This window comes from Pseudomonadales bacterium, from assembly GCA_024234165.1.
Lineage (GTDB): Bacteria > Pseudomonadota > Gammaproteobacteria > Pseudomonadales > UBA5518 > UBA5518.
The window spans coordinates 418,803-442,209 of the sequence record JACKOP010000004.1 but is presented as its reverse complement, the minus strand read 5'-3'; the positions used below and the strand labels follow the sequence as shown (position 1 = coordinate 442,209).

The 23,407-nt window shown below is 65.3% G+C and carries 23 protein-coding genes; 17 read left to right on the top strand and 6 right to left on the bottom strand.

Features of this window, described 5'->3' with window-relative positions; all coding sequences use genetic code 11:
• The first annotated feature begins 100 nt into the window (after positions 1 to 100).
• Together H7A12_14835 and H7A12_14830 are read left to right on the top strand one after the other, a co-directional pair.
• The gene (locus tag H7A12_14835) at positions 101 to 538 is read left to right on the top strand and encodes a type II toxin-antitoxin system RatA family toxin (protein MCP5322075.1); all 438 of its coding nucleotides are present in this window, start codon (positions 101 to 103) and stop codon (positions 536 to 538) included.
• Position 539: 1 nt separating this feature from the next.
• The gene (locus tag H7A12_14830) at positions 540 to 842 is read left to right on the top strand and encodes an RnfH family protein (GenBank protein ID MCP5322074.1); all 303 of its coding nucleotides are present in this window, start codon (positions 540 to 542) and stop codon (positions 840 to 842) included.
• Between the two features lie 7 nt (positions 843 to 849).
• On the opposite strand, the gene H7A12_14825 is transcribed toward H7A12_14830, so the two are convergent.
• Entirely contained in the window at positions 850 to 1,224 is a 375-nt protein-coding gene (locus H7A12_14825) for an outer membrane protein assembly factor BamE (GenBank protein MCP5322073.1), read from the bottom strand.
• A gap of 111 nt (positions 1,225 to 1,335) precedes the next feature.
• Between H7A12_14825 and fur the strand changes: the two genes are divergently transcribed.
• On the top strand, positions 1,336 to 1,749 hold the full coding sequence (gene fur, locus H7A12_14820; protein MCP5322072.1) for a ferric iron uptake transcriptional regulator: 414 nt from the start codon (positions 1,336 to 1,338) through the stop codon (positions 1,747 to 1,749).
• A gap of 52 nt (positions 1,750 to 1,801) precedes the next feature.
• On the opposite strand, the gene recN is transcribed toward fur, so the two are convergent.
• Positions 1,802 to 3,472: a DNA repair protein RecN gene (gene recN / locus H7A12_14815; GenBank protein ID MCP5322071.1), complete on the bottom strand. Its 1,671-nt coding sequence runs from the start codon at positions 3,470 to 3,472 to the stop codon at positions 1,802 to 1,804.
• A 215-nt stretch (positions 3,473 to 3,687) separates the two neighbouring features.
• Here recN and hrcA point away from each other — a divergent pair, with 215 nt between their 5' ends.
• Positions 3,688 to 4,731 (top strand): heat-inducible transcription repressor HrcA, encoded by a 1,044-nt coding sequence (gene hrcA / locus H7A12_14810; GenBank protein MCP5322070.1) that lies wholly within the window; start codon positions 3,688 to 3,690, stop codon positions 4,729 to 4,731.
• A 16-nt stretch (positions 4,732 to 4,747) separates the two neighbouring features.
• Here hrcA and H7A12_14805 read toward each other — a convergent pair whose 3' ends face one another.
• A complete protein-coding gene (locus tag H7A12_14805; protein ID MCP5322069.1) occupies positions 4,748 to 5,647 on the bottom strand; it encodes a TIGR03619 family F420-dependent LLM class oxidoreductase in 900 nt (299 codons plus the stop codon).
• Between the two features lie 266 nt (positions 5,648 to 5,913).
• Between H7A12_14805 and grpE the strand changes: the two genes are divergently transcribed.
• The 4 genes from grpE (at position 5,914) to dapB (ending at position 10,849) form a co-directional block, all read left to right on the top strand.
• Positions 5,914 to 6,522: a nucleotide exchange factor GrpE gene (grpE, locus tag H7A12_14800; protein ID MCP5322068.1), complete on the top strand. Its 609-nt coding sequence runs from the start codon at positions 5,914 to 5,916 to the stop codon at positions 6,520 to 6,522.
• Between the two features lie 109 nt (positions 6,523 to 6,631).
• Positions 6,632 to 8,560 carry a molecular chaperone DnaK gene (gene dnaK, locus H7A12_14795; protein MCP5322067.1) on the top strand — a complete coding sequence of 643 codons (1,929 nt, stop codon included), beginning with the start codon at positions 6,632 to 6,634 and terminating at the stop codon, positions 8,558 to 8,560.
• Between the two features lie 313 nt (positions 8,561 to 8,873).
• A complete protein-coding gene (dnaJ, locus tag H7A12_14790; GenBank protein MCP5322066.1) occupies positions 8,874 to 10,022 on the top strand; it encodes a molecular chaperone DnaJ in 1,149 nt (382 codons plus the stop codon).
• A gap of 26 nt (positions 10,023 to 10,048) precedes the next feature.
• The gene (gene dapB, locus H7A12_14785) at positions 10,049 to 10,849 is read left to right on the top strand and encodes a 4-hydroxy-tetrahydrodipicolinate reductase (GenBank protein ID MCP5322065.1); all 801 of its coding nucleotides are present in this window, start codon (positions 10,049 to 10,051) and stop codon (positions 10,847 to 10,849) included.
• A gap of 170 nt (positions 10,850 to 11,019) precedes the next feature.
• On the opposite strand, the gene H7A12_14780 is transcribed toward dapB, so the two are convergent.
• The 3 genes from H7A12_14780 to H7A12_14770 form a co-directional block, all read right to left on the bottom strand.
• The gene (locus tag H7A12_14780) at positions 11,020 to 12,216 is read right to left on the bottom strand and encodes a helix-turn-helix domain-containing protein (protein ID MCP5322064.1); all 1,197 of its coding nucleotides are present in this window, start codon (positions 12,214 to 12,216) and stop codon (positions 11,020 to 11,022) included.
• Positions 12,217 to 12,312: 96 nt separating this feature from the next.
• Positions 12,313 to 13,539: a helix-turn-helix transcriptional regulator gene (locus H7A12_14775; GenBank protein ID MCP5322063.1), complete on the bottom strand. Its 1,227-nt coding sequence runs from the start codon at positions 13,537 to 13,539 to the stop codon at positions 12,313 to 12,315.
• A gap of 3 nt (positions 13,540 to 13,542) precedes the next feature.
• Complete coding sequence (locus H7A12_14770) at positions 13,543 to 14,673, bottom strand: hypothetical protein (protein ID MCP5322062.1); 1,131 nt, start codon at positions 14,671 to 14,673, stop codon at positions 13,543 to 13,545.
• A gap of 511 nt (positions 14,674 to 15,184) precedes the next feature.
• Between H7A12_14770 and H7A12_14765 the strand changes: the two genes are divergently transcribed.
• The 9 genes from H7A12_14765 to H7A12_14725 all read left to right on the top strand — a co-directional run bounded on the left by H7A12_14765 (position 15,185) and on the right by H7A12_14725 (position 23,381).
• The gene (locus H7A12_14765; protein ID MCP5322061.1) at positions 15,185 to 15,805 is read left to right on the top strand and encodes a DUF642 domain-containing protein; all 621 of its coding nucleotides are present in this window, start codon (positions 15,185 to 15,187) and stop codon (positions 15,803 to 15,805) included.
• Between the two features lie 16 nt (positions 15,806 to 15,821).
• Complete coding sequence (locus H7A12_14760; GenBank protein ID MCP5322060.1) at positions 15,822 to 16,541, top strand: DUF642 domain-containing protein; 720 nt, start codon at positions 15,822 to 15,824, stop codon at positions 16,539 to 16,541.
• 193 nt (positions 16,542 to 16,734) lie between these two features.
• Positions 16,735 to 17,280, top strand: coding sequence for a polysaccharide export protein (locus H7A12_14755; protein ID MCP5322059.1), 546 nt, complete (start codon positions 16,735 to 16,737; stop codon positions 17,278 to 17,280).
• On the top strand, positions 17,280 to 18,443 hold the full coding sequence (locus H7A12_14750; GenBank protein MCP5322058.1) for a hypothetical protein: 1,164 nt from the start codon (positions 17,280 to 17,282) through the stop codon (positions 18,441 to 18,443). The genes H7A12_14755 and H7A12_14750 overlap by 1 nt, the downstream gene beginning before the upstream one ends.
• Before the next feature lie 5 nt (positions 18,444 to 18,448).
• A complete protein-coding gene (locus H7A12_14745) occupies positions 18,449 to 20,227 on the top strand; it encodes a lipopolysaccharide biosynthesis protein (protein ID MCP5322057.1) in 1,779 nt (592 codons plus the stop codon).
• Positions 20,227 to 21,192 (top strand): CpsD/CapB family tyrosine-protein kinase, encoded by a 966-nt coding sequence (locus tag H7A12_14740; protein MCP5322056.1) that lies wholly within the window; start codon positions 20,227 to 20,229, stop codon positions 21,190 to 21,192. Before H7A12_14745 ends, H7A12_14740 begins: the two co-directional genes overlap by 1 nt.
• Positions 21,193 to 21,201: 9 nt before the next feature.
• Entirely contained in the window at positions 21,202 to 22,107 is a 906-nt protein-coding gene (locus H7A12_14735; protein ID MCP5322055.1) for an AAA family ATPase, read from the top strand.
• 91 nt (positions 22,108 to 22,198) lie between these two features.
• Positions 22,199 to 22,585 carry a hypothetical protein gene (locus tag H7A12_14730; GenBank protein ID MCP5322054.1) on the top strand — a complete coding sequence of 129 codons (387 nt, stop codon included), beginning with the start codon at positions 22,199 to 22,201 and terminating at the stop codon, positions 22,583 to 22,585.
• Complete coding sequence (locus H7A12_14725) at positions 22,578 to 23,381, top strand: nucleotide sugar dehydrogenase (protein MCP5322053.1); 804 nt, start codon at positions 22,578 to 22,580, stop codon at positions 23,379 to 23,381. Before H7A12_14730 ends, H7A12_14725 begins: the two co-directional genes overlap by 8 nt.
• Positions 23,382 to 23,407: the final 26 nt, after the last annotated feature.

Here is a 23,407-nt window from a genome sequence, read left to right as displayed (position 1 = left end):
GGCGCGGATTCTAGCACGCACGCCCGCCGCCCCGGTTTGTGCCACCCGCTGCACAGGCTTTATAGTGCCGGCCGTCCACGCCAGCAGCCGACCCAGGAGAATGACTACCCGCATCGAACGCAGCGCCCTGCTGCTCTACCCCGCGCCGGCGATGTTCGATCTGGTGAACGACATCGAGTCGTATCCCAGCTTCATGGACGGTTGCGTCGGCGTCGAGGTGCTCGTACGCACCGATACCGCGGTCGAGGCACGTCTGCATCTGGCGAAGGCCGGTATCCGCCAGAGCTTCACGACGCGCAACCTCATCGAGCCCGGGCATATCCGACTTGAACTCGTCGAAGGGCCTTTCGACAGCTTCGAGGGTTTGTGGGGTTTCGAGGCGCTGCGTGACGACGCCTGCAAGGTCAGCCTGTATCTGGCGTTTCGCATGCGCAACGTGCTCGCCGGACGCGCTGCTCGCAAACTGTTCGATTCGATGGCCAACACCCTGGTCGATGCGCTGTGCCGACGTGCAAGGCAGGTCTATGGTGAGCGCTGAAATGGAAGGGTGCATTCGCGTCGAGGTCGCCTACGCGCTTCCTGAACGCCAGCGCATCGTCGTGCTCGAGGTTCCGCCTGGAACGACGGTGTTCGATGCGGCCGAGCGTTCGGGAATCGCCTCGATGTTCGACGGCATCGACCTGGCGACTGCTAAGCTGGGCATCTTCGGCAAAGCAGTGGCGAACCCGCGCACGCAGGTGCTCGAAAACGGCGAGCGCGTGGAGATCTACAGGCCGTTGCGTGCCGATCCGAAGGACGCGCGCAAGGCGCGAGCGCGCAAGGCAGCTTCAACCAGGGATTGAGCAGTCTTCAGGGTTCGTCCGTTTCCTGCCCGGCTTGCGTGTCGCCGGTTGCGGATGGAGCGAGCGTGCCGCTGATGCGCGTGAGCACGTCGTTCTCGAAGAACAGGCTGGCGCGTTCTTCCGTTTCCGGTTCACCGGCCCGTGCGTAGCGGTAGACATAGTCCCAGCGATCGGGTGCGAAGGTGTCGATCACCAGCGGCGTGCCCATCACGAATCGCACCTGGCGCTTCGTCATGCCGGGCTTGAGCTTGTCGATCATGTCCTGCGTGACGATGTTGCCCTGTGCGACATCGATGCGGTAAACACCCGGAAAGCCGAGGCGAACACCGCCGCAACCGGCCAGCGTCATGCAGAGCAGGGCAACAACCGTAAGTCTTTGCATTGAAAAAACTGTTCCAGTATCGTGAAGCGCATCCTCGCGGGCGCATTCTCCCATAGCAATCGGGTGCTTTGCATCCCCGGGTCCCGTCAGGGGCCGATCGACAGGAAAGCAGTGATGGAAAGCAGTCGACTCAAGAAGGCCGGGCTCAAGGTGACGGCTCCGCGCCTGAAGATTCTGCAGATGCTTATGTCGCGCCCGCCGGCCAGCCAGCACATGAGTGCGGAGGACGTCTACCGCGCGTTGCTCGAAGCAGGGGAAGACGTCGGTCTCGCGACCGTCTATCGCGTGCTCACGCAATTCGAATCGGCCGGGCTGGTCGAGCGTCACAATTTCGAAGGTGGTCATTCGGTGTTCGAGCTGGCGCGCGGTGGACACCACGATCACATCGTGTGCGTCGATACCGGCCGCGTCGTCGAGTTCCACGACGACGAGATCGAAGCACGGCAGCGCGCGATCGTTGCCGAACATGGTTTCGAACTGGTGGGTCACAGCCTGGTGCTGTACGTGCGCGAGAATCCTTCCTGACCCAGCCACGCGCCGACGCGGATCCTCCGCGATCCGGGTTGGCGGTACCGATCTAGCGTGCGGCCTCGAGCATCTCGCGCGCGTGCGCCGTGGTCTTGCGCGTGATCGTGCTGGCACCGAGCATGCGCGCGAGCTCTTCCACGCGTTCCTCGTCATCGAGGTGCTGCAGCTCGGCAGCGGTCGATTCGCCGTCGCTGCGTTTCATCGCGCGCAGGTGCTGCGTGCCGCGTGCCGCCACCTGCGGCAGGTGCGTCACGCAGATCACCTGGATGCGCGCGGCCAGCGTCTGCAGCAATTTGCCCACTGCATCGGCCGTTGCGCCGCCGATGCCCACGTCGACTTCGTCGAAGATCACCGTCGGCGTCGTCGCGCGACTGGCGATGATGACCTGGATCGCGAGGCTGATGCGCGAGAGCTCCCCACCCGACGCCACGCGCGCGAGCGCATCGGGCGCTGCACCGGGATTCGTCGCCACCAGGAACTCGATCTGCTCGGCACCCGCCGGCGTCGGATCCGGGTCTGCCAGCGGCCGGATCGCCACGCTGAAGCGGCAGTTCTCCATGCCGAGGAACGCCAGTTGTTCGCCGACCTGCAGCGCGATGCGCCCGGCGGTCACCGCGCGCGCTGCACTCAGCTCGTCTGCCAGTGCTTTCCACGCGGTGCGCCGCGCGTGTTCCTGCGTCTCGAGTTCTGCGATGCGCTCGTCCGATCCTTGCAGCCCCTGCACCTCGCGGTGCATCTCGTCGCGCAATGCCGGCAATGCCGTCGCTGCAACGCGATGCTTGCGCGCGGCGGTATAAATTGCCGACAGCCGTGCTTCCACCTCGGCCAGTCGCTGCGGGTCGGCTTCGAGACGCTCCGCCAGCGACTGCAGTTCGCGGCGCGCCTCGTCGACCTGGATATGCGCAGACTCGAGCAACTGGCGTGCACTGTCGGCTTGCTCGCCGAGTTCGCCGAGCCCGTGCATCGTGGTACAGGCACGCCGCAACCCCGACAGCAGGCCACCGTCGCCGTCGCCTTCGCACAGCGCGAGCACTGCAGCGATCGTGTGCGTGATTTCACCCGCGTTGGCCAGCAGGCGTTGTTCCTGCTCCAGCGCCTCGCATTCGTTCGGCGCCAGCGCGAGTTCGTCCAGCTCCCCGAGCTGATACGCCAGCAACCGTGCCCGGTCCTCGCGCTCGCGACTGCTGGTGCGCAGTGAGGCGAGTTCGTCGTGGCTCGCGCGCCAAGCACCGCACGCCGCCGATACATGGCGCAACAGCGGCAGGTGTTCGCCGTATTCGTCCATGAGCCGCTGCTGGGACGCGCGTGCCAGCAGCGAGTGATGCTCGTGCTGCCCGTGGATGTCGACCAGCAGGTCGCCGAGTTCCTTGATGTCCTGCAGCGTGGCCGGGCGACCGTTGATCCACGCGCGGCTGCGTCCGTCGCGGGTCACGACGCGGCGCAACTGGCATTCGCCGGCATCGTCGAGTTCGCGCTCGGCGAGCCACGCGGCTGCCGCAGGGGTGTCGCGGAGGTCGAAGCTCGCACTGACTTCCAGTCGTTCGGCACCGGCGCGGATCGCGCGTGAATCGGCACGGTTGCCGAGTGCGAGTCCGAGGGCGTCGAGCACGATCGACTTGCCGGCTCCGGTTTCTCCGGTGACGACCGTCAGTCCCTCGTCCAGATCGAGATCGAGCGCCGGGATCAGGGTGTAGTTGCGGATCGAGAGGTGATGCAGCATCGGTTGCGCCGCTGGGTTGGCCTCGGGGGCAGGGTGACTTGGTGAATGGTAGCGCGGAGCCGCCGCGAAACATAACCGCGAACGGTGCACGGTGACAGGGCACGGTGACAGGGCGTGCATCGTGGCGTGCGTCGTGATGCACCCGAATCACGCGGGTGCGATGCTAGAATCCATGACGATCTCCGGGGTGGCTGTGTACAGAGGTGCCTGTGGCGATGAGCGGTGTGCCGATTTCCGAACGCCAGCAGGTGTTGCTGCGCACCCTCGTGGGGCTTTATATCCGTGCGGGTCAGCCCGTCGGTTCGCGCACGCTGGTGCAGCACAGCGGCGTGGCGGTGAGTCCGGCCACCGTGCGTGCGCTGATGGCCGATCTCGAGAACCGCGGTTACGTTGCCACGCCGCACACCTCGGCCGGACGCATTCCCACCGCAAAGGGCTACCGCTTCTTCATCGACGGTCTGGTCACGATGCAGCCGATGCTGCACGAGGAGATCCAGGCGCTGAAGGCCCAGCTCGGCTCTGACAAGACCACGGCCGAGCTGCTGGCCGCCACCTCGAACCTGCTGTCGGTCATCACCCATCAGGCAGGGCTGGTCACGGTGCCACGGCAGGACGAGGTCACGTTGCGCCACGTCGAATTCCTGCCGCTCGCGGGATCGCGCGTGCTGGTGATCCTGGTGCTGAACGAGAAGGAGGTGCAGAACCGCATCATCCACACCGAACGCGAATACGAAGAGCACGAACTGCGTGTCGCCGCGAATTTCGTCAATGCGCATTTCTCCGGGCACGGCCTGGCGTCGATCCGCGACGCGCTGCTGAATACGCTGCGCAACACGCGTGAGACGATCGACAGCCTGCTCGAGGCGGCGATGGACCTCGCCAGCCGGGCGCTGGCAACCGATGAAAACAAGAAGGATGCCGGTTATGTGGTTGCCGGGCAGTCACACCTGCTGGATGCGGCATCTGCTGCCAACATGGCGCGGCTGCGCGAACTGTTCGAGGCGTTCCAGCAGCAGAAGGACATCCTGCACCTGATGGAGCGCAGCGCTCGTGCCGACGGCGTGCAGATCTTCATCGGCGAAGAGGCGGACTATGAACCGCTGGTCGACTTCAGCCTGGTGACCGCACCGTACCAGGAAGGCGGGCGCACGGTCGGCGTGATCGGCGTGATCGGCCCCACGCGCATGGCCTACGACCGCGTGATCCCGGTCGTCGACGTCACCGCCCGCATGCTGACGGCCGCGCTGCGCTCCTCCTGAGCCGCAGCGCTCCCGGCTACAGCTTCGCGATGACCCGGTCCGCGTAGTGTTTGATGGCGTCCAGCTTCACCTCGAGCGACGGCTGCTGCTGCATGATCGTGCCAACGCCCATCTCGGCCAGAATGCCGGGCATGCTCCACGGGGTCGCCTGCAGATCGGTGACTCCCATGTCTTCCAGGCGGCGGATATCGTCGAGGGAATCGGCATTCGGACAGTGCATCATGATGTCGAAGGGCAGGTTCTCGCGCCCGTATTCGCGCCGGTAACCGTTCAGTTCAGCCAGCACACCCGGCACGTCCTCCTTGTTGTGGATCACGCTGACCCAGCCGTCGCCAAGGCGCGCGGCGCGCTTCAGCGCCGGCGGGGTCGTGCCGCCCACGTAGATCGGGATCGGCTTCTTCGGGACCGGGGCCATGATCAGGCGGTCGAAATCGTAGTGCTCGCCGTGGAATTCCTGGAAACCGCCTTGCATCAGCAGGCGGATGATCTGGATCGCTTCGTCCTGGCGGGCGCCGCGGGTCTTCATGTCCTGGCCGAGCCATTTGAACTCTTCCGGCATCCACGCCAGGCCCACTCCCACGGCAAGCCGGTCATTGGCGACGGCAGCTACCGAGAACAGGTTCTTCGCTTCGAGCAACGGCTGGCGGATCGCCAGCCTGAGCACCGAAGGCAGGAAGCGGATGCGGCGCGTGACGGCCGCCATGTTGGTGATCGCGATCCACGGATCGAGCACCTCGACGTCGAGCGGCCAGAAGCGCGAACCATCCGGCGTATAGGGGTAGGGAACGGACACCTTTTCCGGGAAGAAGGGCGCGTCGGCCACCTGGACGCTGTCCCAGCCCCAGGCGTCGGCGGTGCGGGCGATCTCCTGATGCTCCGACGGGGGAACCATGAACATGTGGAATCCGAACCGCATGACGCTTCTCCTGTTGTTGGTCTGGTGAGTCCGTATGGTAAGGGCAAATCCCCCCGGAGCGCAGCGTGTCGTGCCTCTGCCGGGATTCGCATACGGCCAAGGATGTATCCGTGCGGATGAGGGCGCATCATCCGCGCGGATGAGGAAGCAGTGAAAAGTCACGATCGATTCCAGCGCGATGGCTGCGCATCCCGACCGCTGCGCTTGAAATGGCTGCATGTCACCCCCATGTGGCAGGAGCAGCTTTCAAATGACGGACGGGGGGCATCGTGACGGCAGAGGAAAACAGGCAGAACGCCGGCAATGGCGCGGCGCAGAACGAAACGCCACAAGCGGGGGTGACGGGCGGGGAGAACCCGCAGGCAGCGCAAGCGACGGACGCACCGGATACGGACGCCGAACTGGCCGGCATGCGCGAACAGTTGCTGGCCACCGAGGACCGCATGCTGCGCGTGCAGGCCGAGGCGCAGAACATGATCCGCCGTGCCGAGCGCGACGTGGAGAACGCACGCAAGTTCGCGCTCGAACGTTTCACCGGCGCCCTGTTGCCGGTGATCGACAACCTCGAGCGTGCGCTGGCTGCGATGAACGGTGCCGACGAGGCGACGCGTTCGCTGTTCGATGGCGTGGAGCTCACGCACCGCTCGTTTCTCGACGTGCTGCAGAAGTTCGACGTTGCGGTGGTCGACCCCGTCGGGCAGCCGTTCAACCCCGAGCTGCACGAGGCGATGTCGATGATCGAATCACCGGGTGCCGCGCCGAACAGCGTGGTGGCGGTGATGCAGAAGGGCTACACGCTGAACGGCCGCCTGGTGCGCGCGGCGATGGTCGTGGTCGCCCGGCCGCCCACGGCGCATGTGGATACCACCGCCTGAGGGCTTGAAACGGCGCCGGGCGCGCCAATATTAAGAGTCGGCTGTTAGATTAATTCGGGCGGTTCGGCTACTGTAGCCGCCCCGCGCGACGGGCAAACGGAGAACCAAGATGGGCAAAATTATCGGAATCGACCTCGGCACCACGAACTCCTGCGTAGCGATCATGGAGGGCGGCAAGCCGAAGGTCATCGAGAACGCCGAAGGGACGCGCACCACGCCGTCGGTCGTCGCGTACACGGATGACGGTGAGGTGCTGGTCGGACAGTCCGCGAAGCGCCAGGCGGTCACCAACCCGAAGAACACGCTGTATGCGATCAAGCGCCTGGTAGGGCGTCGCTTCAGCGACGACGTCGTGCAGAAAGACATCAAGATGGTGCCTTATGCGATCGTGAAGGCCGACAACGGTGACGCCTGGCTCGAGGCGAAGGGCCAGAAGATGGCGCCGCCGCAGATTTCGGCGCAGGTGCTGAAGAAGATGAAGAAGACGGCCGAGGACTACCTCGGCGAGCCGGTGACCGAGGCGGTCATCACGGTGCCTGCCTACTTCAACGACTCGCAGCGCCAGGCCACCAAGGACGCCGGGCGCATCGCGGGCCTCGAGGTCAAGCGCATCATCAACGAGCCGACCGCGGCGGCGCTCGCCTTCGGCATGGACAGGGGCCCGGGTGATCACCTGATTGCGGTCTACGACCTGGGTGGCGGAACGTTCGATATCTCGATCATCGAGATCGCCGACGTCGACGGCGAGAAGCAGTTCGAGGTGCTGTCCACGAACGGTGACACCTTCCTCGGCGGCGAAGACTTCGACATGCGCCTGATCGAGTACCTCGCGGAGGAGTTCCGCAAGGAGAACGGCATCTCGCTGAAAGGCGATCCGCTGGCGATGCAGCGCCTGAAGGAGGCGGCCGAGAAGGCGAAGATCGAGCTGTCGTCGAGCCAGCAGACCGAAGTCAACCTGCCGTACATCACGGCGGACGCCACCGGGCCGAAGCACCTCGTCGTGAAGCTCTCGCGTGCCAAGCTCGAATCGCTGGTCGAGGACCTCGTCGAGCGCACGCTTGAACCGGTGCGCATCGCACTGAAGGACGCCGGCAAGAGTGCCGCGCAGATCCAGGACGTGATCCTCGTCGGTGGCCAGACGCGCATGCCGCTGGTGCAGGAGAAGGTCAAGGCCTTCTTCGGCAAGGAGCCGCGCAAGGACGTGAACCCGGACGAGGCGGTCGCCGTCGGTGCCGCGATCCAGGGCGCCGTGCTTTCGGGCGGCGTGAAGGACGTGCTGCTGCTCGACGTGACCCCGCTCACGCTCGGCATCGAAACGCTGGGTGGCGTGGCTACCCCGCTGATCGAGAAGAACACCACCATCCCGACCCGCAAGTCGCAGGTGTTCTCGACCGCGGACGACGGCCAGACTGCGGTGACCATCCACGTGGTGCAGGGCGAGCGCAAGAAGGCGAGCGACAACAAGTCGCTGGGTCGCTTCGACCTTGCCGATATCCCGCCGTCGCCGCGCGGCGTGCCGCAGATCGAGGTCACGTTCGACATCGACGCCAACGGCATCCTGCACGTCTCGGCGAAGGACAAGGCGACCGGCAAGGAGCAGTCGATCGTGATCAAGGCCTCCAGTGGCCTGTCCGAGTCCGAGATCGACAAGATGGTGCGTGACGCCGAAGCACACGCGGCCGAGGACAAGAAGTTCGAGGAGCTGGTTGCAGCGCGCAACAAGGCCGACGGTATGGTGCATGCGGTCAACAAGACGCTGAAGGACGCCGCCGACAAGGTGCAGGCGGACGAGAAGTCGCGCATCGAGGCAGCGATCAAGGAAGTCGAGGAGGCGCTGAAGTCAGACGACGTCGAGCTGATCGAGAAGAAGTGCGAGGCGCTCACCGACGCCTCCGCGGCGCTCGCCGAGCGGCTGTATTCCGAGCAGGCGCAGAGCGCCGCTGGCGGCGGTGCCCAGTCCGCAGGCGCGGAGCAGGCCGAGCAGCCCAAGCGTGACGACGTCGTCGACGCCGAGTTCGAGGAGGTCAAGGACAAGTAGGTCGGCATTCATGCCGACAGGAATGTCGGATTGAAATCCGACCCACGTAGGTCGGCATTCCTGCCGGCGGGGATTTGGATCGGCACCCGTCGGGTTGAATCCCGACCCGCATTCGTCGGGTTGAAACCCGACCTACATCCGCCGTAGGTCGGCATTCATGCCGACGATGTGTCGTTGTAGGTCGGCATTCATGCCGACAATCGGTGCATGCCGATGGTGCAATGTAGGTCGGCATTCATGCCGACAATCGGTGCCTGCCGATGGTGCAATGTAGGTCGGCATTCATGCCGACATTTTCTTCTGGAACCCGACGATGGCGAAACGAGACTACTACGAGGTGCTGGGCGTCGATCGCGGTGCCGACGAGGCCGAAATCAAGAAGGCCTACCGACGCATCGCGATGAAACATCACCCGGACCGCAATCCGGATGACAAGGCTGCCGAAGAGAAATTCAAGGAAGCCAACGAAGCCTACTCGGTGCTGTCCGATCCGGAGAAGAAGACCGCGTACGACCAGTTCGGGCACGCAGCGGTCGACGGCCAGGGTGGCCCCGGTGGTTTCGGCGGCTTCGGCGCGGGTGGTGGCGCCAGCTTTGCCGACATCTTTGGCGACGTGTTCGGTGATATTTTCGGTGGCAGCGGCGGTGGACGTGCACGCAGCGGCCCCCAGCGCGGCGCCGACCTGCGCTACAACCTCGAAATCGACCTCGAAGACGCCGTCCAGGGCGCCACGATCAAGATCCGCGTGCCCGCGCTCGAGAACTGCGACGAGTGCAAGGGCAGTGGTGCCCGTCGCGGCAGCTCACCCACGACCTGCACGACCTGCGGCGGCGCTGGCCAGATCCGCATGCAGCAGGGCTTCTTTTCGGTGCAGCAGACCTGCCCGCAGTGTCGCGGCAAGGGCAAGTCGATCAAGGATCCCTGCCCGGGCTGCCATGGTCGTGGACGCGTCGAACGCCAGAAGACGCTGTCGGTCAAGATCCCTGCCGGCGTGGATACCGGAGACCGCATTCGTCTTGCAGGCGAAGGCGAGGCAGGCCCCGAGGGCGGCCCACCCGGCGATCTCTACGTACAGGTTTCGGTGCGCTCGCACTCGATCTTCGAACGCGACGGCAAGAACCTGTACTGCGAGGTCCCGATCAGCTTCGCCGACGCCGCGCTGGGCGGCGAGATCGAGGTACCGACTCTGGAGGGGCGCGTCAAGCTGCGCATTCCGGCCGAAACACAGACCGGCAAGATGTTCCGCCTGCGCGGCAAGGGTGTGAAACCGGTGCGCGGCGGTACCGTCGGTGACCTGATGTGCCGCGTTGCCGTGGAGACCCCGGTCAACCTGAACAAGCGGCAGAAAGAATTGCTGCACGAGCTGCAGGTGTCCCTCAGCGAATCGAGTCACAAGCACTCGCCGCGGCGCAGTTCCTGGTTCGAAGGCGTGAAGGCGTTCTTCGACGAAATGAAACCCTGACGCACCGGCTTCGACGGAGACCCCCGATGACGCGAATCGCCGTGAACGGTGCCGCAGGGCGCATGGGCAAGACCCTGATCGAGGCCGTCGCGCAGAACCCCGACACCACGCTCACCGCCGCGATCGAGCGCCCCGACAGCACGCTGCTCGGCGCTGACTCCGGTGAGCTGGCCGGTTTGGGGCGTAACGGTGTGCGCGTGGTCGCGTCGCTCGACGAAGTGATCGACGCCTTCGACGTGCTGATCGACTTCAGCGCCCCGGCAGCGAGCGTGCTCAACGCGCGCCTGTGTGCAGCCAGCGGGCGCGCGCTGGTCGTCGGCACCACGGGGTTCGACGCAACGCAGCTCGAGGCGGTACACGCGGCAGCACGTGCGGTGCCGCTGTGCATGTCGTCGAATTTCAGCACCGGCGTGAATCTCTGTTTGCGCCTGCTCGACATCGCCGCGCGGGCGCTGGGCGATACGGTCGACATCGAGATCATCGAAGCGCACCACCGCCACAAGGTCGATGCGCCCTCGGGTACCGCGCTCAGCATGGGGCAGGTGGTGGCGAAGGCGCTCGGGCGCGACCTGGAGCAGGTGGCGGTCTACGGGCGCGAAGGGCATACCGGGGCGCGTGCGCGCGAGACGATCGGTTTTGCGACCGTGCGCGCTGGCGATGTCGTTGGTGATCACACCGTGCTGTTCGCAGCGGACGGCGAGCGCATCGAGATCACGCACAAGGCGTCCAGTCGCATGTCGTTCGCGCGCGGCGCGGTACGCGCCAGCGCGTGGCTCCCGGGCCGGGCCCCCGGCCTCTACTCCATGCACGACGTCCTCGGCCTGTAGGTCGGCATTCATGCCGACGATGTCGGATTGAAATCCGACCTACGTAGGTCGGCATTCATGCCGACGAGTGATGCAGGTCGGCGTCGTAGGTCGGCATTCATGCCGACGAATTACGTAGGTCGGCGTCGTAGGTCGGCATTCATGCCGACGATGTCGGATTGAAATCCGACCTACGGCGGCGGCATGCTGTCGAGGTCGAACAACAGCGGTGAATTGATCAGCAGGCGGGTCAGCTCGTTCTGGCGCGTCACCCCGGCCTTCTGGAACGCACGCTTCAGGAGGTTGCGCACGGTCGTGATCGAATTGCCTTGCGCCGTGGCGATCTGTTCCACCGATCGGCCCTGCATGATGCCCACGGCGACCTGCGCTTCGGCCCGTGTGAAGCCGAAAACCCCCTGACACCGCTCCAGCGTCACGGGGAACTCCTCGTCGGGGTCGATGATCACTGCCGCCGCGGCCGGTCGGCGCGCGTAGTGCCCAAGCCCCGGAGACAGTGGCTTCACGGTTATCTGGTACGGTCGTTTGCCCGATGGCCGCGAAACGGTCGTGTACCGGAGCCCGCTCAGCGGGCGCTTTTGCAGTGAGGCCTCGAGCGCCTTCGTGATCGACTCCTGCAAACGCTGGTGTTCGGTTGCGTCCAGCGCCTGCAGCTGGCGCGGATGCAGGCTCAGCCCGTCGCCGGTGATCAGGCGCTGCGCCTTGCCGTTGCTCAGGAGTACTCGCCCGGCATTATCGAACACCACCATCGCGAACGGCAGCATATTGGCGGTTTCGGCGTAGGCGTGGCGCAGCATCTCGAGCGCGTTCGTCTGGAAGCGGATCTGGTTGGCGCGCACCCAGTGTGGTGCCGTACGTGCGGCGAGCCGCCGGCGCAGTGCACGGTCCTCGGGTGCTTCGGGCCATGGGATCGGCTGGCGGAACACGAGGAAGACGTGGCGTTCCGCAGAGCTTTCCACGCAAAACTGCAAGCCGTCGTGTATTCCGGGCTGGTCCTGCCCCAATGCGAACCACGGCTGCTCACGCAGGCGTTCGGTGGGCATCAGCTCATCGCGAAAGGCAAATTCGCCCGCCTGCATTGGACGCCCAAGGTCGCGGCCCAGATTCTCCAGGATGGCGAATTCGCGCTCGGCGCGCGTCCAGCGCGCAATGTCCACATTCCAGCCGCTCACGCATTCGGGCTCGGAGTACCTGCTGCGTGTGACCACCACGGCCACGGCGGAGTAGCCCAGGCAACGAGCGGCGTGCTCGAACGTCGCGGGCGGGTCACTGATGTCGAGCGCGGCGCAATAGATATCTTCGATCAGCGAGTCCAGTGTTCCGGAGTCGCCCATGCCCAAGCGCGCTTCGTCCTCGTCCAACCGCAACACCTTGCGTACCCCGTCAACCGTCCCGTTTGATGGCGCCCCGTGGCGAAGCTTATGTGGGGCGGTGTGGCATGCACGATGGGTTGGAAAACGTTTTCCTTACAATTGACCCAATCGGGTCAAAACATGGGCCAGCGCCTGCGGTGCAGATGAGTGATCCGCCGGCACGCCACCGATGGCAGCCGGCCCGATCAGCACCAGCCGCATCAACTCCGCCTGGCGCTTGGTGCCGGTCTTCGCAAAGACCCGCTTGAGCTGCGAACGCACGGTTTCCTTGCTGAGCTGCTCGGCCGCGGCGATCTCGTCGATCGATTCGCCATTGGCGATCCGCCAGCACACCGTCGCTTCGGACTCACTCAATGCGTAGAGCTCACGCAGCACCGAGGTTGGCGTCACGCGTGGGCGCTCCGGATCGAAGATCACCACGATCACATGGCTTGGCTGCATGATCGCGGTGTGCGAGCGGGTGTTGCTTCGATACGGCACCACGACGAGGTTCAGCGGCAAGCTTCCGGGGCGTGGTGCTGCCAGTACGTTGCCGCTCATCACGGTCGGCAGGCGCGAGGTGGTGATGCACGTCTTCAGCAACTGCTGGAAACGCACGTCGGCATCGGCATTGCTCAGGCGGAGCGTGCCGTCGTGCAGGAGCAGACCGTTTGCTGCGCGCAGCACCTCGCGCGCTACCGAATTGATGAAGTTAATGCGTCGGTCTTCGTTCAGCGTGATGCAGCCGGCAACCAGTTGGGCGAACTGTTCCTGCGCAATATCCGCCATGATGCGCAGGCGCCCGATGTCGGCATGGATCGACAGGGTTTGTGCGATGTGCGGCAGCAGCAGATCGAGCAGCGCCGTGTCTGCCTGCGTGAACGCCGGCGCCGTGCTCCCGCGCACCACCGCGAACACGCAGCTGTAGTGTTCGTCGATGGGGAAATGTGCCGTAGCTCCATCGCAATAGCCGATGCCGCTGAACCAGCGGTGCCAGCGTGCACGGGCATCGGGCGCCAGCACCGTCGCCAGATCCAGCACCGTGTAAAAGCGGTGTGGTGCACGGCGCAGCAGCTCGGCCTTGATCGGATCGTCGTTGGAATAATACGTCTCGTAGGCCACCATTTCCGCATCCGCGGGGAACTGGTCCACCTGGTGCCAGCCACCGGTTTCCCGGTCCGACAACGAAATCGACGCCAGGCTGGCGTCGAGCATCGAGCAGGTACGTGCAAGGAAGCGCCCGAACCCGATGTCGTCTGCCGCGCTCGCGTACAGATCGTGGAGCAGCGCGCAAACGTCCTGCACTTGCGGCAGCGATCCCGACGCCTGCTCCGCATCCACGCCTCAGCGCACCATGGCGATCGGCCCGCTCAGTACCAGCTTCATCAGCTCGGCCTGCTTCGTGGTGCCGGTCTTGCGGAACACGCGCTTCAGTTGTGAGCGCACCGCGATGATCGAGCGGCCCGCAGCGCGCGCGATGTCCTCGGGGGAGTCGCCTGCAGCGATCGCCTCCACCAGTTCCGCTTCCTGGTCGCTCAGGCCGTACACCTTGCCGATCACGTCCGTGACGCGCGCCAGCGGTTGCTCCGCGTTGTGGATGAACACCACGGCCAGCCCCGCGAGCGGCCCGTGCAGCGAAGTGCCGACGCTGCTGCGATACGGGCTGATTGCCACCGCCAGCGGCTCGCGGCCCGCGCCGCGCCCGATGTGCAGCAGCTCGCGCGCCACGTCACCGTCCGACAGATCGCTCGAGATATGCGTGCGGATCGCGTGCAGCAGCGCCGTGCCGCTGTCTTCGTCGTGCGCGCCGATACGCCCCTCGCCGTCGATGTGCAGCGCGTCGGCCGCAGCGAACAGCGCACGTGCCGCGTCGTTGCTGTACTGCAGCACGCCGTGTTCGTCGACGATCGCCACGCCGATCGCGTAGCGGTCGAATCGGTGCATCGCCGCCACGCCGATCGCACGCACCGGCTCCAGCCGGCGCGTGATCGCGAGCGTGCGCCCCAGGTGCGACAGCAGCCCTTCCAGCAGCGCCCGGCGTGTCGCCTCGATGCGGGAGCCAGCGGGCGCGCGGCGTACGAAACCCACATACGTGACCATGCCACCGTCCGCCTCGAGGTGTGCGATCAGGCACTCGGTGCCTTCCGGCAGCGCAGGGGTGCTGCCGTGCTCGTCGGCGAGTGAGCGTACGTCGTGCAGACGCTCGGGTACCGCGTGCGCCTCGAGGCGCCGGTACAGCGCCAGATCCGGGAACGCCACCTGCTCGCGAGCGCCGCTCCAGTCGTCGCGCGCCGTGGTCACCACGAAGCCGTGCACGGCGTTCTCGCCGCGCCGGGCGCTCGCCAGCAGGCCCGCGTCGGCATCGGCGAGCAGGGTCATCGCGTGCAGCGCCGTGCGCAGGCGTTCCGGATCATCGACCGCCTCGAGCAGCAGTCGGGTGATGTGCAGTCCCTGCTCGAGATGAGCGCTGTTCATCGCTGTTCTTCTCCCGTCCGGTCAGATGGCATGACGAGCCGGTGACATTCCTTTGAGTGAGCGATCGTAGATCCATTGCGCACGGCCTGTCATGACCCATATGGATGCAGACACAGCTATATATAGACGCTGCCGAGGCGCTGTTTGCCCGCAGCAGGGTGTGGACCAGCGCATGGGGGTATATCCGGCCACGAGCCGCCACGGCGCATTCAGGGTAGACGTTGCGACAAAAGCTGTCGTTTTTTGTCAGTTCGGCTGCAAAAACAAGCAGGGAAAATTTCGGGAATTTCGGCTTTGTGATCCATTTGGGTCATGACACGCACGCTTGACGTCGTAGATCATGTGCCCAACTGTCCATCCGTGTCCGCAGCGCCGAGGCACAGGCTGCTGACAAGCGGGCACGGGATGGACGATCATTTCGCCGTTCAGAAAAGGAGCATGGGTCATGCAAACACCCAAGAATACAAAAATGCGTTCGATCGTCGCCGCAGGCGCGCTGGCTCTGGCAGCGATGCTGGGAAGCGCGGGTGCGTCAGCGGTGTACGCTCCTCCGAACCTGATCGTGAACGGCTCCTTCGAGGAGCCGACTCAGAGCTCTGGCTCTTGGGGTTTCCACACTTCCATGAGTGGCTGGACAGTTAAGCCAGACGCAGACGCGGATCGGGGCGGCGTCGAAGTGCGTAACAACACGGTTGGCGAGGCTCAGGACGGCAGCAATTTCATCGAACTGGACGCGTACGGCAACAGTTGGATTTCGCAAACGGTCGACACGATCGAAAACAGCCTGTACCAGCTCACATTCTGGTATTCGCCGCGGGAGAACGTGGCTGCCGATACCAACGGCATCGAGGTGTTCTGGAATGACACCTCGCTGGGAACACTGACAGGCTCGGGAGCCGGCAATACCGGCAATGTCTGGGCGACGCATACGTTCACGGTATCGGGAGCGGCTGGATCGACCACGGCACTCAAGTTCGCGGCAGTCGGCACTTCTGACTCGTACGGTGGCGGCCTGGACAACGTCTCCCTCACCGCCGTTCCGCTTCCGCCCGCCGCGATCCTGTTCGGCAGCGTGCTGGGCAGTCTGGCATTGGTTGCACGCAAACGCAGAGCGGCCGCCGCTACGGCCTGATGGGAGTACATAAGCCATGAGCGCAAAGACGATGAATCCGGCCGTTGCAGCAGGCGCGCTGGCTCTGGCAGCGATGCTGGGAAGTGCGGGTGCGTCAGCGAACCTGATCGTGAACGGTTCCTTCGAGGACGTGAAGAATGGCCTTACTGATATAGCGCCGGCATCTGGAGAGTGGATTACCGTTTACAACGGCATAGGTGCCCTCGGTTACAGCGCCGCAGATAACAATCGGCGTGTAGGTTCCATCGCGGGGTGGACCTTTGGTAGCTACGGAGTCGAAGTGCGGAACGACGTGGTGGGCGAAGCGCACGACGGGAACAACTTCATCGAGCTCGATACAACCCGGAACGCGTGGATAAGCCAGAGGGTCAACACAATCAAGGATCAGGAGTACGAGTTGACGTTCTACGCTTCGCCTCGCGAGGGCGTGGCACCAGCGAGCAACCAGCTGAAAGTGTTCTGGAATGGCGCTCTGCTTGACACCCTGAAAAAAACGGGTGTCGGCAACACAGGCAATGTGTGGGATGAATACTCGTTCACTGTGACGGGTACCGGAGCAAAGGTCCCGCTGCGCTTCGCTGCCGTAGGCACGAGCGACCGGTTCGGCATGGGTCTCGACAACGTCTCCCTCACCGCCGTTCCGCTTCCGCCCGCTGCAATCCTGTTCGGCGGTGCGCTGTTCGGGCTGGCGGTCGTGGGGCGTCGTCGGCGTGCCGATGGTGCGCAGGTGGCATGAGCGGTGGCGCGAACCCACGCGCGCGCTGCCAGCATGAGGAAAACGCCGGGATAGTGTTGTCGTACGCACAGCGTGCATCGGATACCACGGCCGCGGCCCGTCAGGACCGCGGCCGTGTTGCATTGGGCCGGCTTCGCGGCTATATGAGAACCTTTCTTTCGCGTTGACCGCGAGCACGCCAGGAAACCGAACGATGTACCGATTGCTGTTCATCGCACTGCTCGCGCTTTGCCCCGTTTGGGCCGCCGCCGACGAGCCGTACCGCATCAACCCGGGCGATGTGCTGCAGGTTTTCGTGTGGAACGAGGAAGGCCTCTCGCGCGAGGTGCTGGTGCAGCCCGACGGTGACCTGCGCTTCCCGATGGTCGGGCGCGTGAAGGCCGGTGGCAGCACGGCGGATGAGGTCGAGCAGCGCATCGTCGAGGGGCTTGGGAAATATCTCAAGGATCCGCCGGTCGTGACCGTGTCGCTGCTGCGCATCGACGGCAACAAGATCTACGTGCTCGGCAACGTGCAGCGCCCGGGCGAGTACATCGTGAACCGGCGCATCGACGTGGTACAGGCGCTCGCGCTCGCCGGCGGCCTGAACAGCTTCGCGGCCGAGAACAGCATCGTGGTGCTGCGCCGCGACGGCGGCGCGCAGCAATCCATCCCGTTTCGTTACGCCGCGGTGAAGCAGGGCCAGAGCCTGGACAGCAACATCGTGCTGCACGGCGGTGACACCGTGGTGGTGCCCTGATGTCGCGCGCCGCACGCTGGCTCATCGCCACCGCCGTTGCGGCGTCGCCGCTGCACGCGGCGGAGTACACCGCGGCCGGGCGCATCGGCATCAACGGCGAACACGACGACAACGTCGCGCTGGTCGAACGCGGCGAGAACGCGATCTCGGGCGTTTCGCTGGCGCCGGCGCTGCGGCTCGGGTACCGGACGCCGGACCTCACGGTTTCGCTGGATACGCAACTGAACTTCGCGCGCTTCGACGAGCGCGACTACGACAGCAGCGACCAGCGCATGATCCTCGATGTGGCGAAGCAGACGCCGCGCAACGAACTCGGGCTGCAGGCGGGCGGCGTGCGCGACTCCACCCGCACCAGCGAACTCGAAGACACCGGCCGCGTCAGCCGCCGGGCGGTGCGCCGCGAGGACTACTGGCTCGCACCGTCGTGGCTCACCTACCTCAGTGAGCGCAACGCACTGCGCTTCGGTGCCTCGTTCCACGATGTGTCGTACGGCAGCCGCACCTACACCGACTACACCACCGCCGGCGTCGACCTCACCTGGCTGCACATCCTCTCGCCGCGCACCACGCTGAAGCTGCAGGGTTACCTGAACCGCTTCGACGTGGGTGACGCGCTCGACACGCGCTCGGATACCGCGGGCGTGATGGCCGGTGCCGACTTCGCGCTGACCGAGAACCTGAAGCTTTCCGCGCTCGCGGGAGCGGCAAAGGTCGAGACGCGCCGCGACCTGCCGCCCAGCGTGCCGTTTTCCCGCCGCAGCAACGAGAACGTCACCGTCGTCGACGCCAGGCTCGACTACACGCAGCCGCGCTGGTCGCTGTCGTTCAACGTGGCAAGCCAGACCTACCCCAGCGCAGACGGACTCATCCAGCAGCGCCGCTTCGCGCGGGCCGCGTGGAGCTACCGCCTGAGCGAACTGCTGACGCTGCGCCTGGGCGCGCTGTACGGCCAGAACGAATCCGTGGAGAGGCGCTTTCGCATCGACCGTGACTACGCCGACGCCGACGCCGGCATCGACTGGCGCATCACGCAGAGCCTGTACCTGAACGCGCGCTACCGCTACCGCTTCCAGGACTACGACAATGCGCCGGGTGATGCCTCCGGCAACGCGGTCTTCTTCGGCATCCGCTACGAACCCGTGCCGAAGCGCTGGTCGAGGTGAACGCAATGGACATGCGCACGACGGGCGAGTTCGAGCCCATCGAAAACGAACTCTCGATCGGGGATTACCTCGCGGTGCTGAAGCGCCGGCGCTGGCACATCGCGGTGCCGGCGGCCGTGGTGGCCCTGCTCGCGGTGCTGCTCGCGCTCGGGCTGCCGGCCACGTACCGCTCCACCGCCACCATCCTGATCGAGGAGCAGGAAATTCCGCAGGATCTGGTGCGCTCCACCATCTCGAGCTACGCGGCCGAGCAGGTGCAGGTGATCACCCAGCGCGTGATGACGGTGGAGAACATCCTGCAGATCGTCGACAAGTTCGACCTCTACGGCCAGAAGAGCGCCGAGTCGAAGCTGCCGCGCACCACCGTTGCCGAGGAGTTCCGCAACAAGGTGAAGCTCGACCTGGTCAGCGCCGACGTGCTGGACCCGCGCAGTGGCCGCGCGATGCAGGCGACCATCGCGTTCACGCTCGCCTACGACGACGCGAGCGGCGCCACCGCGCAGAAGGTCACCAATGAGCTGGTCACGCTGTACCTGAACGAGAACCTGCGCTCGCGCACTGTGAAGGCTGCCGGCGCCTCGGAGTTCCTGGCCGCCGAGGCCGAAACGCTGGACAGCGAACTGAAGACGCTCGAAGCGAAGCTCGCCGCGTTCAAGGAAGAGAACAAGGGCGCGCTGCCCGAGTTCCACCAGTTCAACCTCTCGGTGGTGGAGCGTACCGAACGCGAGATTTCCGACATCGCGATCCGTATGCAGGAGCTGGAGAAACGCAAGATCCAGCTCGCCGCGCAAATGACGCAGCTCAGCCCCTCGGCCCCCGTGGTGCTGCCCACCGGCGAGACCGTGCTCTCCGACGTGGACCGCCTGAAGGCGCTGCAGTCCGAATACCGCAAGAAGGCCGCCGTCTATCACGACTCACACCCCGATGTGCTCCGCCTGAAGCGCGAGATCGAAGCGCTGCAGGCCACGCTCGGCGTGGGCGATGACCCCGAACTGCTGCGCCAGCAACTGGCCACCGCGCGTGATCGGCTCGCGCAGTTGCGCGAACGCTACACCGCCGATCACCCGCAGGTGACGGCCGCCGAACGCGAGGTGGCATCGCTCGAACAGTCACTGAAAGGCGCCGGGCGCAGCAACGCGGCCGAACGTCTGCACGCAGACAACCCCGCCTACGTGCTGCTGCAGACGCAGATTTCCGCCGCCGACGCCGAACTGCGCAGCCTGGCCGAGCAGCGCACCGTGGCGCGCAACAAGCTGGCCGAGTACGAGGCACTGCTGAAGAAGGCGCCGGCCGTGGAAGCGGACTACCAGGGGCTGCAGCGCGAGTACGCCACCGCGAACGCGAAGTACCAGGAGCTGCGCGCCAAGCAGCGCGAGGCAGACGTCTCGAAGAACCTGGAGCAGGAGCGCAAGGGCCAGCGCTTCACGCTGATCGAACCACCCGATCTGCCGCTCATACCGGTGAGCCCGAACCGCCTGGCGCTGATCGTGATCGGCTTCGTGCTGGCCGGCGCCGCCGGACTGGGCAACGCGGTGCTCGCCGAGGGCATGGACAAGAGCATCCGCGGCGCCAAGGCGCTCGCGCGGGTTACCGGCACGCCGCCGTTCGTGGTGATTCCGTACCTCAACAACAGCAGCGATATCCGCCGCCGCGAACTGCTGCGCCGGCGTCTGCTGGTAGGAGCCGTGGTCACCACCGTGGTGCTGGTGCTGTACGTGCACTTCTTCTTCAAGCCACTGGATGTGCTCTGGTTCGTGATCCTGGGCAAGTTGGGAGCAGGCTGATGGACCGTCTCCAGGAAGCGATCGCGCGCGCGCGCCAGCAGCGCACGGGCAGGATCGGGAAGCTTCCCTCGCACCCCGGCGACGCGCCGGACCCCGAGGAAATCGCGGCACCGGAACCCGTGCGAACGCCTGCGCCTGCAGCTTCCGGGCTCGCACCCGTACCGGTGAGCACCGAGCGTGCGGCCACCGAGGCGCGCATCAACCCGGATGCCCGTGCGGACAGCCTGATCCACGCCTATTTCGCCGATACCGGCACCGAGGCGCCACCCGCGCCGCCGCCCAGCGCCATCCGCTACACGCACACACGCCACGTGGACGTGGACGAATCCAGGCTGAAGGAAAACCGCGTCATCGCGGGGCTGGACTACGACGAGCGCGTGGAGGCGTACCGCCAACTGCGCACCCAGGTGCTGAAGATCCTGAAGGACAAGGGCTGGAACACGCTTGCGATCACCAGCCCCGGCGAGAACGCCGGCAAGAGCCTCACGGCCGCCAACCTCGCGATCGCGCTCTCGCGCGAGGCGAACCATACCGTGATGCTGGTGGACCTGGACCTGCGCCGCCCGTCGCTGCACCAGATGTTCGACGTGCAGGTGGAAAAGGGCCTCGTCGACTACCTCAACGCCGACGCCACGCTCGAACAGGTGTTGCTGAACCCCGGTTTCCCGCGCCTGGTGCTGCTGCCGGGGCGCGCGCTCGGCAAGTACTCATCGGAGATGCTCTCATCGCCGCAGATGCAGAGCCTGGTGCAGGACATGCGCGGGCGCTACGCAGACCGCATCATCGTGTTCGACCTGCCGCCGCTGCTGCGCAACGACGACGCACTGATGTTCACCCCCACCGTGGACGCCACGCTGATGGTGGTGGAAGACGGCGTCACCACCGAAGACGACGTGCAGCGCTCGCTGCAACTGCTGGAAGGGAGCAACCTGATCGGCACCATCCTCAACAAGGCGCGCAGCTAGGGCTTTCTGATGTACCGGAAGCATTTCGGACTGAGCGAGAAGCCGTTCAGCCTGCTGCCCGACCCCGCCTACCTCTTCTTCTCGAAGCGGCACAAGGCCGCCTTCGCGATGCTCGAATACGGCCTGTGCGAGCAGAGCGGCATTACCGTGGTGACCGGCGCCGTGGGCTCGGGCAAGACCACGCTGATCCGCCACCTGTTGCGGCGCATCGACTACGACGAGTTCACCGTGGGCGTGGTCACCTCCGCGCACGGTTCCTTCGAAGACATGCTGCAGTGGATCACCGCCTCGTTCGGGCTGCCGTTCGAAGGGCGCAGCCGCGTGCGCATGATCAATGACTTCATGCACTTCGTGATCAGCCGCTACGCAGCCGGCAAGCGCGTGGCGCTGATCCTGGACGAAGCGCAGAACATCGACGCGAAGGCACTGGAAGACCTGCGGCTGCTCTCGAACATCAACACCGACAAGGACCATCTGCTGCAGATTCTGCTGGTGGGCCAGCCCGAACTGCTGGAGGTGCTCAGGCGCCCGTCACTGCGCCAGTTCGCGCAGCGTGTGAGTGCCGAGTACCACCTGGATGCGATGAACTGCAGTGACACCATCGAGTACGTGCGCCACCGCCTGCGCGTGGCCGGTGGCAACGAGTTCCTGTTCGACACCTTCGCGATCGTCGCGATCTTCTACTACACCGGCGGCATCCCGCGCCTGGTGAATACGCTCTGCGACCAGGCGCTGGTGCATGGCTACGCGGCAGAGGTGGAGCGCATCGAGGTGGACCTGGCGCTCGAGGTGATCAAGGGCCGGCGCATCGGTGGACTGGATCGCGAACGCGAGAACGTCGAGGAACTCGAGAAGGCCCGCCATCTGCTGAAGCAGGTGACGGGGGTGGATATTCGGGAAGTGGTGGGGTTTTAGGGCGGGTATGTCAAGACAGGATGCATGAGTACCACGGACGAACTGAAAAGAGGATTCTGGCGGTGTTTGGCACCGCCCCGAGGCCATCGAAGTGGCCCCGCTGTGCGCGCTGAGCTTCGCCCCCACGGGCAGCAACCTGCTGGAGGAGCATCGGGCACGCGCCTCAATCGTGGTGACCGGCAACACGGTGATCGATGCGCTGCTGTGGGTCCGCGAACGGGTCAACGCCGCCGATGGCGTGCGCTGGCGGGACCTGCTGGGTCCGGCGCTGCACGCGCGCGTGAGCGAACCGAAGCGCAAGCTGGTGCTGATCACCGACCGTTGCGCCTACGATGCGATGGCCCGCGCGATCAATCCGTACGGCGACGGCCAGGCGTCGCAGCGCATCGTGCATGCGCTCGAGCAGCACTTCTTCGGTGACACCCACGTGGATGAATTCGTCTCCCACCCCGTGCCGCAGGAAGCCGTAAATGTCTGACAAGATCGAACACATCTGCGTGATGGGGCTGGGCTACATCGGCCTCCCGACCGCCTCGATCCTCGCGACCAAGGGCTACAAAGTCACCGGCGTGGACGTCTCGCCGAAGGTGGTGGACACCATCAACGAGGGCCGCATCCACATCGTGGAGCCGGACCTGGACATCCTGGTCAAGTCCGCCGTGAACTCCGGCAACCTGACGGCGAGCCTCAGCCCGGTACCAGCCGATGTGTTCATCATTGCCGTGCCCACGCCGTTCAAGGAAGGCAAGAAGCCGGATCTTTCCTACGTGGCCGCCGCCACCCGAGCCATCGCCCCGCACGTGAAAAAGGGCGATCTGGTGATCCTGGAGTCGACCAACCCGCCCGGCACCACCGAAGAGATCGTGGCCGCCGAACTCGGCGCCGCAGGCCACAACACCACCGAAGACATCTTCGTGGCGCACTGCCCCGAACGCGTGCTACCAGGCCGCATATTGATCGAACTGATCGAGAACGATCGCGTGGTGGGCGGCATCAACGAGGCATCGACGCAGAAGGCGGTGGCGTTCTACGAAAGCTTCGTGCGCGGCGAGGTGCTCTCGACCACCGCGAAGACCGCGGAACTGGTGAAACTCACCGAGAACTCCTACCGGGACGTGAACATCGCGTTCGCCAACGAGATCTCGATGATCGCGGATGCGGAGGGGGTGAATACCTGGGAGGTGATTTCCCTGGCGAACCGGCATCCGCGCGTGAACACCCTGAATCCGGGGCCGGGCGTTGGCGGGCACTGCATTGCGGTGGATCCGTGGTAGAAGAACTGGCTTCCGATTATTCAACA

Coding starts and splice junctions, on each gene's coding strand:
- H7A12_14835 (MCP5322075.1), top strand. CDS start 101: ATGACTACCCGCATCGAACGCAGCGCCCTGCTGCTCTACCCCGCGCCG.
- H7A12_14830 (MCP5322074.1), top strand. CDS start 540: ATGGAAGGGTGCATTCGCGTCGAGGTCGCCTACGCGCTTCCTGAACGC.
- H7A12_14825 (MCP5322073.1), bottom strand. CDS start 1,224: ATGCAAAGACTTACGGTTGTTGCCCTGCTCTGCATGACGCTGGCCGGT.
- recN (MCP5322071.1), bottom strand. CDS start 3,472: ATGCTGCATCACCTCTCGATCCGCAACTACACCCTGATCCCGGCGCTC.
- hrcA (MCP5322070.1), top strand. CDS start 3,688: ATGAGCGGTGTGCCGATTTCCGAACGCCAGCAGGTGTTGCTGCGCACC.
- H7A12_14805 (MCP5322069.1), bottom strand. CDS start 5,647: ATGCGGTTCGGATTCCACATGTTCATGGTTCCCCCGTCGGAGCATCAG.
- dnaK (MCP5322067.1), top strand. CDS start 6,632: ATGGGCAAAATTATCGGAATCGACCTCGGCACCACGAACTCCTGCGTA.
- dnaJ (MCP5322066.1), top strand. CDS start 8,874: ATGGCGAAACGAGACTACTACGAGGTGCTGGGCGTCGATCGCGGTGCC.
- dapB (MCP5322065.1), top strand. CDS start 10,049: ATGACGCGAATCGCCGTGAACGGTGCCGCAGGGCGCATGGGCAAGACC.
- H7A12_14770 (MCP5322062.1), bottom strand. CDS start 14,673: ATGAACAGCGCTCATCTCGAGCAGGGACTGCACATCACCCGACTGCTG.
- H7A12_14765 (MCP5322061.1), top strand. CDS start 15,185: ATGCTGGGAAGCGCGGGTGCGTCAGCGGTGTACGCTCCTCCGAACCTG.
- H7A12_14760 (MCP5322060.1), top strand. CDS start 15,822: ATGAGCGCAAAGACGATGAATCCGGCCGTTGCAGCAGGCGCGCTGGCT.
- H7A12_14755 (MCP5322059.1), top strand. CDS start 16,735: ATGTACCGATTGCTGTTCATCGCACTGCTCGCGCTTTGCCCCGTTTGG.
- H7A12_14750 (MCP5322058.1), top strand. CDS start 17,280: ATGTCGCGCGCCGCACGCTGGCTCATCGCCACCGCCGTTGCGGCGTCG.
- H7A12_14745 (MCP5322057.1), top strand. CDS start 18,449: ATGGACATGCGCACGACGGGCGAGTTCGAGCCCATCGAAAACGAACTC.
- H7A12_14740 (MCP5322056.1), top strand. CDS start 20,227: ATGGACCGTCTCCAGGAAGCGATCGCGCGCGCGCGCCAGCAGCGCACG.
- H7A12_14735 (MCP5322055.1), top strand. CDS start 21,202: ATGTACCGGAAGCATTTCGGACTGAGCGAGAAGCCGTTCAGCCTGCTG.
- H7A12_14725 (MCP5322053.1), top strand. CDS start 22,578: ATGTCTGACAAGATCGAACACATCTGCGTGATGGGGCTGGGCTACATC.